The 10525-nt window shown below is 62.7% G+C and carries 7 protein-coding genes and 1 pseudogene; 4 read left to right on the top strand and 4 right to left on the bottom strand.

Features of this window, described 5'->3' with window-relative positions; genetic code table 11:
• Positions 1 to 978 (top strand): serine protease (locus ABY403_RS08510; protein ID WP_372840349.1); only part of this gene is annotated, 978 nt, incomplete at its 5' end.
• A gap of 24 nt (positions 979 to 1002) precedes the next feature.
• On the opposite strand, the gene ABY403_RS08505 is transcribed toward ABY403_RS08510, so the two are convergent.
• Positions 1003 to 2451: a TrkH family potassium uptake protein gene (locus tag ABY403_RS08505; protein WP_372840348.1), complete on the bottom strand. Its 1449-nt coding sequence runs from the start codon at positions 2449 to 2451 to the stop codon at positions 1003 to 1005.
• Positions 2452 to 2600: 149 nt separating this feature from the next.
• On the opposite strand from ABY403_RS08505, the gene pyc reads away from it, so the two are divergent.
• Positions 2601 to 6038 carry a pyruvate carboxylase gene (gene pyc / locus ABY403_RS08500; protein WP_372840347.1) on the top strand — a complete coding sequence of 1146 codons (3438 nt, stop codon included), beginning with the start codon at positions 2601 to 2603 and terminating at the stop codon, positions 6036 to 6038.
• Positions 6039 to 6084: 46 nt separating this feature from the next.
• On the opposite strand, the gene ABY403_RS08495 is transcribed toward pyc, so the two are convergent.
• Positions 6085 to 7212, bottom strand: coding sequence for a DUF6456 domain-containing protein (locus ABY403_RS08495; protein WP_372840346.1), 1128 nt, complete (start codon positions 7210 to 7212; stop codon positions 6085 to 6087).
• A 212-nt stretch (positions 7213 to 7424) separates the two neighbouring features.
• Between ABY403_RS08495 and ABY403_RS08490 the strand changes: the two genes are divergently transcribed.
• Positions 7425 to 7715 (top strand): DUF6477 family protein, encoded by a 291-nt coding sequence (locus ABY403_RS08490; protein WP_372840345.1) that lies wholly within the window; start codon positions 7425 to 7427, stop codon positions 7713 to 7715.
• Here ABY403_RS08490 and ABY403_RS08485 read toward each other — a convergent pair.
• Positions 7707 to 9230: a helicase HerA-like domain-containing protein gene (locus tag ABY403_RS08485; protein ID WP_372840344.1), complete on the bottom strand. Its 1524-nt coding sequence runs from the start codon at positions 9228 to 9230 to the stop codon at positions 7707 to 7709. The two genes, ABY403_RS08490 and ABY403_RS08485, sit on opposite strands and share 9 nt — an antisense overlap.
• Before the next feature lie 376 nt (positions 9231 to 9606).
• Between ABY403_RS08485 and ABY403_RS08480 the strand changes: the two genes are divergently transcribed.
• Positions 9607 to 10236, top strand: coding sequence for an invasion associated locus B family protein (locus ABY403_RS08480; RefSeq protein WP_372840343.1), 630 nt, complete (start codon positions 9607 to 9609; stop codon positions 10234 to 10236).
• Between the two features lie 60 nt (positions 10237 to 10296).
• Here the strand turns inward: ABY403_RS08480 and ABY403_RS08475 are convergent.
• Positions 10297 to 10525: pseudogene (locus ABY403_RS08475) on the bottom strand (beta-ACP synthase); the annotation flags it as partial.

Raw genomic sequence — 10525 nt, 5'->3', positions numbered from 1 at the left:
GCGCGCGACGGATCGGGTGTGCAGGTGCTGCTGATCTCGCAACCGGGCGACCAGACCGCGCTGTTCACGCTTTATGACATCATGCAGAGCTTCGAGATCGTGCCGCTGCAAGGCGCGCGCGAGCGCAGCGCAAGCCGTTTTGTCCTGACAGGGCAGAACGAGCAGATCCATTCGCACACCGAGGTTTCGCTGCGCAACGGCCTGATCAAGGGCTTCACACTGGTCTGGCCCGCAAACGACACCGCGCGCATGGTGCGGGTGCTCAAGGCGATGCAGGACAGCTTTACCCCGCTGGGCAACAGCGCAATGGACACAACCTTGGGCGAGCCGCTGGCCGTTTCGGCGGCAGACCTGACCTCGGGGCTTGGCGTGCGCACGCCGACGCTTTCGCGCTCGGGCTTTTACCTCACGACAAACGGAGCGGTGCTGACAACCGCCGACGCCGCCGCAAGCTGTAACCGCGTGACGGTCGATGGGGCCGTTTTCAACGTGGCCTTTGTCGATGCGGCACTTGGAATTGCGGTGCTGACACCGCGCGTGGCGCTGGCGCCGCAAGCTGTGGCAGGCTTTACCACGGCCTCGACGCGGCTTGAAACCGAGGTCGCGGTTGCAGGCTTTCCCTATGCCGATGCGATTTCAGCGCCGGTTCTAACCTTCGGGCGGCTGGCGGCGATGAACGGATTGGCGGGCGAGGCCGATCTGGCGCGCTTGCGCCTTAACGCGCTGCCGGGCGATGCGGGTGGGCCGGTGCTTGACCCCAGCGGCGCGGTGCTGGGCGTGCTTTTGCCCACCGAAAACGACGGTGAGCGCCTGCTGCCCGACGATATCGCGCTGGCCCGGCAGTCTGCGGCGCTGGCCCCGGTTCTGGCCGCGCAGGGCTTTGCGCCGATGGCAAGCATGGGCGGTGCTGCGATGGCACCCGAAGACCTTGCCCGTCTGGCCCGCGGGCTTGCGGTGCAGGTGTCGTGCTGGAACTAAACGCACAAGTCTTAGCGCGCCGCCTCAGGCGCGCCAGAAGCGCGGCAGCAAAAGCACATATACCGACAAAAGCTCCAATCGGCCCACATACATGCCGAAGATCATCAGCCATTTGGCCGAGGTCGGAAACTGGTCGATCGCGCCGCTAGGCGAAATGCCCTGCCCCCATGCCGGCCCGACGTTGGCGATCGCGGTCCAAGCCGCAGTCATCGCCGTTTCGGCGCTGAGACCTGTCAGCGACAAGGCAACGATCAGCACGCCGTAGCTGAGAATGAACAGCGAAAAGAAGGCGATCACCGAGTTGACCACATCGGCTTCGACGGGGCGGCCACCGTAATGCACCGCCAATACCCGGTGCGGGCTGTGCAGGCGCTTGATCTGGGTCTTGATCGCCTCGAACAGGATCAGGTAGCGGAAAACCTTGACCGAACAGGCCGTTGACGATGTGCAGCCACCGATCAGCCCAACCACCAGAAGCACCACGAAGGCCAGATGCCCCCATTGGGTCACATCTTCGGAAAGATAGCCGGTGCCCGAAAAGATCGTCACAACGTTGAAGGAAACTTCACGCAAGGTCGGCCAGAACGCGGCCTCGTGCCGGAACATGCGGTAGATCACGATCACCGCAATCGCATAGAGCGTCCAGCGCAGATATGCGCGAACCTGCACGTCTTGCCAGATCGGCCTGACCTGGCCTTGCGTCAGTTGCACGAAACGGATGAAGGGCAACGATGCAAGGATCATGAACACCGTCGCGACAACTTCTGGCGCACCTTTGTAGACACCGAAGCTGGCATCATAGTTCGAAAAGCCGCCGGTGCTTATCGTGGTCAACGAATGCAAGATGGCATCAAAGGGGGTCATACCCGAGATCACATAGACAACGGCGCACAGCACTGTCAGCCCGACGTAGATGCGCAGCATCGCGTTTGAAATGTCGATGGCACGGGGCAGAATCTTGCCCAGGGTGTCAAAACCTTCCGAACGGAAAAACTGCATCCCCCCGACCTTCATGACCGGCAGAAAAATCAGCGCGACGATGATGATCCCCAAGCCGCCCAGCCATTGCAGCATCGCCCGCCAAAGGTTTGCCCCCCACGGCAGAACATCAAGCGCGGGAATGGCGGTGGTGCCTGTGGTGGTCATGCCAGACATTGCCTCGAAAAACCCGTCGGTAAACGAAATGTCGGGCGCGCCGATCAGCAGCGGCAGGGTTCCGAACGCAGGCAGCACCAGCCAAGCCCCTGATGTGAGCAAAAAGCTGTCGCGCAGGCCAAGGCCACGGGCAATGTCGCTGCGCGTGCTCATCGCGATCAACGCACCGGCACTGGTGGTGATGATCGAGGCTTCGAGAAACGCGCGCCAGTTGGCATCGCCGCGCTGCCAGTCAAGCGCCATCGGCAGCAGCATGAGCAGCCCCAGAACAGCCACAAGCAGGCCGATAATATGAGAAGCGGGGCGCAGATCGATCATGGCACTTGCTTGGCGCTGCCGGGTTCGCCTGTCAAGCATCGCGCCGTGGTAGAATGCACGTGTCAAAGCGCGGAGAAAGCGAATCAGCTTGCGCTGCAACGCAGCATAGATAACTTTGCGCCCGTCATATTGCCGCAGGGGGGGGGCCAATGTTTCGAAAGATCCTTATTGCCAATCGAGGAGAGATTGCCATTCGCGTGATGCGGGCGGCAACCGAACTGGGCAAAAAGACAGTGGCGGTCTACGCCGAGCAGGACAAGCTCAGCCTGCACCGCTTCAAGGCCGACGAGGCCTATCGGATTGGCGAGGGGCTGGGGCCCGTGGCAGCCTATCTGAGCATCCCCGAAATCATCCGCGTGGCGCGCGAATGTGGGGCCGATGCCATTCACCCCGGCTACGGGCTCTTGTCGGAAAACCCCGATTTCGTCGATGCCTGTGTGGCGGCCGGAATCGCCTTCATCGGCCCCACCGCCGACACCATGCGCGCCTTGGGTGACAAGGCCAGTGCGCGGCGGGTGGCGATGGAGGCGGGTGTGCCGGTGGTGCCCGCGTCAGAACTTTTGACCGATGACATGGCCGCCGCACGCGATGCCGCCGAGGCGCTGGGCTATCCGCTGATGCTGAAGGCCAGTTGGGGCGGCGGCGGGCGCGGTATGCGCGCGATCGCCTCGGCCTCGGAACTGGTCGAAAAGATTCGCGAGGGGCGGCGCGAGGCCGAATCCGCCTTTGGCAACGGCGAGGGCTATCTGGAAAAGATGATCCAGCGCGCGCGCCATGTCGAAGTGCAGCTTCTAGGCGATACGCACGGCGGGCTTTACCATCTCTACGAACGTGACTGCACCGTGCAGCGGCGCAACCAGAAGGTGGTCGAGCGCGCCCCCGCGCCCTACCTCGCCGAAGCCGAGCGCGACGAGGTTTGCGGGCTCGCGCTCAAGATCGGCCGCGCGGTAGGTTACCGCAACGCAGGCACGGTCGAGTTTCTGATGGATATGGACGACGGGCGGTTCTACTTCATCGAGGTTAACCCGCGCGTGCAGGTCGAACACACCGTGACCGAACAAGTCACCGGCATCGACATCGTGCAAGCGCAGATTCGCATCGCCGAAGGCGCCACGCTGGCCGAGGCGACCGGTGTTTCCAACCAAGCCGAAGTGCGCCTTTCAGGCCATGCGCTGCAATGCCGGGTCACCACCGAAGACCCGCAAAACAACTTCATCCCCGACTATGGGCGTATCACCGCCTTCCGCTCGGCCACGGGCATGGGCATCCGGCTTGACGGCGGCACCGCCTATGCGGGCGGGGTCATCACCCGCCATTATGACAGCTTGCTGGTCAAGGTCACCGCTTGGGCGCAATCGCCCGAACAGGCGATTGCGCGCATGGACCGGGCGCTGCGAGAGTTTCGCGTGCGCGGTGTTTCGACAAACATCGAGTTTGTCATCAACCTCTTGAAACACCCTGTGTTTCTGGACAACACCTACACCACGAAGTTCATCGACACGACGCCCGCGCTGTTCAACTTCAAAAAGCGTCTGGACCGCGCCACCAAGATTCTGACCTATATCGCCGACATCTCGATCAACGGGCACCCCGAAACTGCGGGCCGCCCGAAGCCCGCAGCACAGGCCCGCGCGCCCCGGCCACCCGAAAGCGACGCAGCCCCTGCCCCCGGCACCCGTCAGTTGCTAGACGAAAAGGGCCCGCAGGCGGTGGCCGACTGGATGGCCGCGCAAAAGCAGGTGTTGGTGACCGATACCACCATGCGCGACGGCCATCAGAGCCTTCTCGCCACGCGGATGCGATCGATCGACATGGTGCGCGCGGCACCCGCCTATGCCGCCACCCTGCCCGAGCTTTTCTCGGTCGAATGTTGGGGCGGTGCCACCTTTGACGTCGCTTACCGCTTCTTGCAGGAATGTCCGTGGCAGCGGTTGCGCGACATCCGCGCCCATCTGCCCAACGTGATGACCCAGATGTTGCTGCGCGGTGCCAATGGCGTGGGCTACACCAACTACCCCGACAACGTGGTGCGCTATTTCGTATCGCAAGCAGCGACGACCGGCATTGACGTGTTCCGCGTGTTCGACAGCCTCAACTGGGTCGAGAACATGCGCGTAGCGATGGATGCGGTGCTTGAGACGGGCAAGCTCTGCGAAGGCACGATCTGCTACACGGGCGACATCCTCAACCCCGACCGCGCGAAATACGACCTCGGCTACTACGTTGCGATGGGCAAGGATTTGCGGGCCGCGGGCGCGCATGTTCTGGGGCTTAAAGACATGGCGGGGCTGCTAAAACCCGCCGCGGCTCGTGTGCTGGTCAAGGCTTTGAAGGAAGAGGTGGGCCTGCCCATCCATTTCCACACGCACGATACTTCGGGCATTTCGGCGGCCACGGTGCTGGCTGCGGCGGATGCCGGGGTCGATGTGGTCGATGCGGCGATGGATGCGTTTTCGGGCGGCACCTCACAGCCCTGCCTTGGGTCGATCGTCGAGGCGCTTAGTCATACCGAACGCGATACCGGCCTAAACATCGCCGCGATCCGCGCGATGTCGAACTATTGGGAAGCGGTGCGCGGCCAATATACGGCATTCGAAAGCGGCCTGCCCGCCCCGGCCTCTGAAGTGTATCTGCACGAGATGCCGGGGGGCCAGTTCACCAACCTCAAGGCGCAGGCGCGCAGCTTGGGGCTGGAGGAACGCTGGCACGAGGTGGCGCAAGCCTATGCCGATGCCAACGCGATGTTCGGCGATATCGTCAAGGTCACGCCCTCGTCGAAAGTGGTGGGTGATATGGCGCTGATGATGGTGTCACAAAACCTCACACGCGCCGAGGTGGAAGACCCCGCCATCGAAGTGGCCTTTCCAGACTCGGTGGCCGACATGCTGCGCGGCAACCTCGGGCAGCCGCCCGGCGGCTGGCCTGCGGGTATTTCGGCCAAGGTGCTGAAGGGTGAAAAACCCTCGACCGAGCGCCCCGGAAAGGGCTTGGCACCGGTTGATCTTGAGGCGGTGCGCGCCAAGGTTTCGGCCGAGCTTGACGGTTTTGTGGTCGATGACGAAGACCTTGCGGGCTACCTTATGTATCCCAAGGTATTCCTTGATTACATGGGGCGGCATCGCCTTTACGGCCCGGTGCGCAGCCTGCCCACGCCGACCTTTTTCTACGGCATGCAGCCCGGCGACGAGGTTTCCGCCGAGATTGACCCCGGCAAGACGCTTGAGATTCGCTTGCAGGCACTGGGCGAAACCAACGAAGAGGGCGAGGCCAAGGTATTCTTCGAGCTCAATGGCCAGCCTCGGGTGATCCGGGTTCCAAACCGCGCTATCAAGGCAGCCACTGCCGCGCGGCCCAAGGCCGACGACGGCAACCCCGCGCAGATTGGCGCGCCGATGCCGGGGGTGGTGGCCACGGTCGCGGTGCAGGCCGGGCAGCGGGTGAAATCGGGTGACCTTTTGATGACGATCGAGGCTATGAAGATGGAAACCGGCATCCACGCCGACCGCGATGCGGTGGTGCTGCGGTTGCTGGTGACCCCCGGTCAGCAGATCGACGCGAAAGACCTGCTGATAGAGTTCGAAGCCTGAAAAACGAAACCGGGCCGCGTTTTGCCGCGGCCCGGTTGACCCCACGCTACCCGATCAATGGGGCCGCGCCACCATAGGTTTCCTCGTAGTGCCGCTTGAGCCGCATCAGCGCGATGCGCAGCACGATCTTGCCCGAGCGCGCAGACCAACCAAGGCGCTTTTCAACTGCCTCTAACCCCTCAAGAAAGCAGCAGCAGCGCAGCGCCATATCACCCAGACCGGGCCCGAGGTCGCGCAGCGCCAAGGCCACGCGCGCCCGCGCCTTGTCTGAACCGCCCGATTGACTGGCATCGGGGCGATACCGGCCCCGCTCGCCCCCAGAAAGGAACCGTTCCCAATTCTGCGCCACGCGCGGACCCAACTGGGCCAGTTCAAAATCTTCGCGCAACCGCTCTCCCGCGGCCACCAGTTCTGGGGCCAAAAACGGCTCTCCATCCTTGTCACGGCGACGCGCCAGCACACCTAGTGGGCTTTCGGCAAGGTTCACGCGCAGTCGCCGCTGCCCCTCGCCGCCCATCTCGGGCAGATCGCGCGTTTCCCAGTGGCGGTGCTGGTTGGCATAGGGCGTGGCAAAGCCCGATTGCGCCTCGGCAAACCCCGCCGCGCGCGCAACATCGTCCGCCTCTACCATCCGGCGCAGCGCGGCGCGGCCTGCTGGCGTGATTTCGTAGCTGGTAACGCGCCCCGTATGGATCACCGCGATCCAGTCGTGCAGCGCAAAGCTTTGCGCCACGCTGCGTTCCAGCACGGCAGTGCGCACCGTGCCCTTCAGCACGACGGCCTTTTCCATATCGGCGGCAACCACCAGCACGGCACCGGCCTCTGCCAGACGGCGCAATATGCGCCGCCCTTCACGCTGCAAGGTTTCATCGGATTCGGATTTTTTACGTGTGCGGATCGGGGCTGACATGGCGCTATCATCCTTCGCTGAGCGGAAGTTGCAGGGCGGGCACCCTGTAGAATGGGCAAAGCGGCTAAGCGCCTCGTCAAGCAACGGATCATCCCTGCGCGCTTCGATGCGGCGCAAGCGGCGCAGCACGGTAGAGGCGTGTTCGCCCTTTTCGCGCGCGATCTGGCGAATTGGAACGCCATGCTCGACATGGCGCAGATATGCCCGTGTAACTTCGGGCAGCCACGCAGGAAGCGCGCCAGCAGGTATAGCCAAGTTCGACATTTGCGCTTTAAATCCTCGACTTACAGATCCTGGTCGATGCTTTGCAACCGTGGGTTGCTTTTGTTACCCATTCGTTAACAAAACGCCCGTATGCCGATATTTGTTGCTAATTGATAAACAATTGACACTTCGCCGTTCGCTGGTGGCGCGAAAAACGCAACACCCCAACGGGCCGCTTATGCTGCTGTCCTTGCAACTGCAAAGGACCTGCCATGACCGAGTTTACCCGCCTGCTCGCCGAATTGCGCCGCCCACGGCTATTGATCCGCGCGGCACGGATTGGCCTTGCGGATTACAACAGAAGCCGCGATCTGCGCCGAATTGTGCGCAACATGGAAACAATTAATCCCGATCACGCGCTTTCCGCGCTGATGACCGCCGAAGCGGAGTTGGAGGAAACGCGGCGCGCGGGGGCTGCGCACTACAGCCTCGCGCGCCACATCGATGTGCTGATCGCACTCTTGGCAGAGTCGCGGTTGCGCGCCGAACAAGGTTCAACGTGACTTGAACAGGCCGCCCAATACGCCACGCACCAGCGCCTGCCCTGTCTTGGTGCCAAGTTGGCGGGCAAGGCTTTTGCCGAAGGTCTCGGCAATCGAATCCGAACGAGAAGACCGCTTGGTCGGTTTGGCCGGTTTCGCCCCGCCCGAGTAGCGGCGCGCACTGGAAAACTCGCGCGCTTCGTCTTCGGCGGCAACAGTGGCGGCGGCCGCTTTTGCAGCGCGTGCCGCCAGCCGTTCATGCGCGGAATCACGATCGATTAGCGCATCATATTTGGCCCCGAACGCCGAGGCGCGCAAAACCTCTGCGCGCTCCGCTGGCGTGATCGGGCCAAGGCGGCTGGCGGGCGGGCGCACCAGCGTACGCTCGACCACCCCCGGGGCACCCTTGGCTTGCAGGAACGAGGTCACCGCCTCGCCCGTGCCGACTTCCTTGATTGCCAGTTCAGTGTCGAAACGGGGATTGGCGCGGTAATTCTCGGCCGCGCGCTTCAGGTCTTTCTGATCGCGCGCGGTAAAAGCGCGTAATGCGTGCTGCACACGGTTGCCAAGCTGCCCCAGCACGGTGTCGGGCACGTCGGTCGGGTTCTGCGTGATGAAATAAACCCCAACGCCCTTCGACCGGATCAGCCGCGCCACCTGCTCTACCTTCAAGATCAGCGCCTTCGGGGCATCCTGAAACAGCAAATGTGCCTCGTCGAAAAAGAACACGAGCTTGGGCTTATCCGGGTCGCCCACCTCGGGCAGTTCTTCAAAAAGTTCCGACAAAAGCCAAAGCAGGAAGGTCGCGTAAAGCCGTGGCGAGGCCATCAGCTTGTCGGCCGCCAGAATGTTGATGCGGCCGCGCCCGTCGGGCGCACAAGACAGGATATCGGCCAGATCAAGCGCGGGTTCCCCGAACAGCCGCATACCACCCTGATTTTCAAGCACCAGCAACTGACGCTGGATAGCGCCGATGGTAGAGGCCGCCACGTTTCCATAGCGCAGGCCGATTTCGGCGGCGTTCTGGCCGATGAACACCAGCATTGCTTGCAGGTCTTTCATGTCGAGCAGCGGCAGCCCTTCTTCGTCGGCCAGCCGGAAGGCGATGTTCAGCACCCCCTCTTGCGCCTCGCTCAGATCCATCAGGCGCGACAAAAGCAGTGGCCCCATTTCGCTGACCGTTGTGCGCACCGGGTGGCCCTGTTCGCCGAACATGTCCCAGAAGGTCACTGGAAAGGCCTGATATTCCAGATCGAAACCAATCGTCGCCGCGCGCTTGAGAAACGCCTCATGCAGCTTGCCATCGGCCTGCCCCGGCATCGCAAGCCCCGCCAGATCGCCCTTCACATCTGCCAGAAACACCGGCACCCCGGCGGTGGAAAACCCCTCGGCGAGGATCTGCAAGGTCACGGTTTTACCGGTGCCGGTCGCCCCTGCGATCAGGCCGTGGCGGTTGCCGTATTTCAGCAGCAGTTCTTGCGGCTCTGTATAGCCCGCCCCGCCGCCACCTATAAAAACGCCTTTTTCCGTCAACACCGCTGCATCCCCCGCAAGTCTTTCACAACCACAATACAATGTTCACCGACACGCGCCACCATTCGCGCAATTCCGCAGCGCCCGACGACCTTTTTCCAAATCAAACGCCCCCCGCAATGGGGACCGGCGGCACAAGCAAAAACGCAATTCTTGGCTGTTGACGGACGATATGTCGCGCATTAGCATCTCGCTAATAAAGTCGGCCCGTCCGACAGGGAGAAACAACAGGAAAAGGTCCCGCGCTTGGGGCCTTTTTCTTTTTCGTTCCGGCGGTTTTCCGCCCGATGCTCAACGCGGCGCAACAATTTCGGCGCTGACTCCCATGCCGCGCCGTGCTAAGCGAGCCGCAACGTCAAAAGCAACAGGATGAAGCCCCATGGCAGACCTTTTCAAGACGCTCGCGGTCGCGCTGACTTTCGCAGTCGCGACGCCCGCGTTTGCACAAGACGCAGCCCCCGCCGCCACGGAGCCTGCCGAAATCCCCGCCGGCGAAACCTATGTAGCCGAAACCTATGGCGCTTGGGAAATGCAGTGCATCCGCACCGAGGATGGCTTTGACCCCTGCCAGCTTTATCAGTTGCTGAAAACTGAGGATGGCACGCCGCTGGCGGAAATCAGCATGTTCGCACTGCCCGATGGCCAAGCGGCTGCGGCAGGTGCCACGATCTTGACGCCGCTTGAGACGCTCTTGTCGCAAATGCTGTCGATCAGCTTCAACGGTGGCGAAGCGCGGCGCTACCCCTTCACCTTCTGCAACGCTGTCGGTTGCGTGGTGCGTGCAGGGTTCACCAAGGAAGATATCCAAGCGATGCAGACCGGCACCTCGGCTGTGCTGTCGCTGGTGCCAATGGTGGCCCCCGATCAGACTGTCGACTCGGTCATCTCACTCGAAGGTTTTGCCGAAGGGTATGCTGCGGTCAACGCGGCCAACGCAGCATCGTCCGCCGCTGCCGCCGCCGCGGCCCCGGCAACTGCGCCCACCGACGCGCCGACCCCGCGCCCCTGATCGCAACAAGATACGCAGGATTGAACGCCGCCCACACCGGGCGGCGTTTTGCTTTGCCCCCTAGATGCGTGCAAGCGCCAGCACGGCGTTCAATCCGCCAAATGCAAAGGCATTCGACAGCACGACATCGACACGTGCCTGCCGCGCAACATTCGGCACCACGTCCAGTGCGCACTCGGGGTCTGGCACCCGGTAGCCCATGGTTGGCGCGATCACGCCCTGTCCCAGCGCCATCAGGCAGGCGACAAGCTCGACCGCCCCGGTTGCGCCGATCAGATGCCCGTGCATC

This window comes from Phaeovulum sp. (assembly GCF_041596715.1).
In the GTDB taxonomy this organism is placed as follows: Bacteria; Pseudomonadota; Alphaproteobacteria; order Rhodobacterales; family Rhodobacteraceae; genus UBA6213.
The sequence above is the reverse complement of the archived record's forward strand: the minus strand, read 5'-3'. Positions and strand labels throughout refer to the sequence as shown.

Bases quoted from the DNA above. Each gene is read 5' to 3' on its own strand.
- ABY403_RS08490 (WP_372840345.1), top strand. From the start codon at position 7,425: ATGACCGAGTTTACCCGCCTGCTCGCCGAATTGCGCCGCCCACGGCTA.
- ABY403_RS08505 (WP_372840348.1), bottom strand. From the start codon at position 2,451: ATGATCGATCTGCGCCCCGCTTCTCATATTATCGGCCTGCTTGTGGCT.
- pyc (WP_372840347.1), top strand. From the start codon at position 2,601: ATGTTTCGAAAGATCCTTATTGCCAATCGAGGAGAGATTGCCATTCGC.
- ABY403_RS08495 (WP_372840346.1), bottom strand. From the start codon at position 7,212: ATGTCGAACTTGGCTATACCTGCTGGCGCGCTTCCTGCGTGGCTGCCC.
- ABY403_RS08480 (WP_372840343.1), top strand. From the start codon at position 9,607: ATGGCAGACCTTTTCAAGACGCTCGCGGTCGCGCTGACTTTCGCAGTC.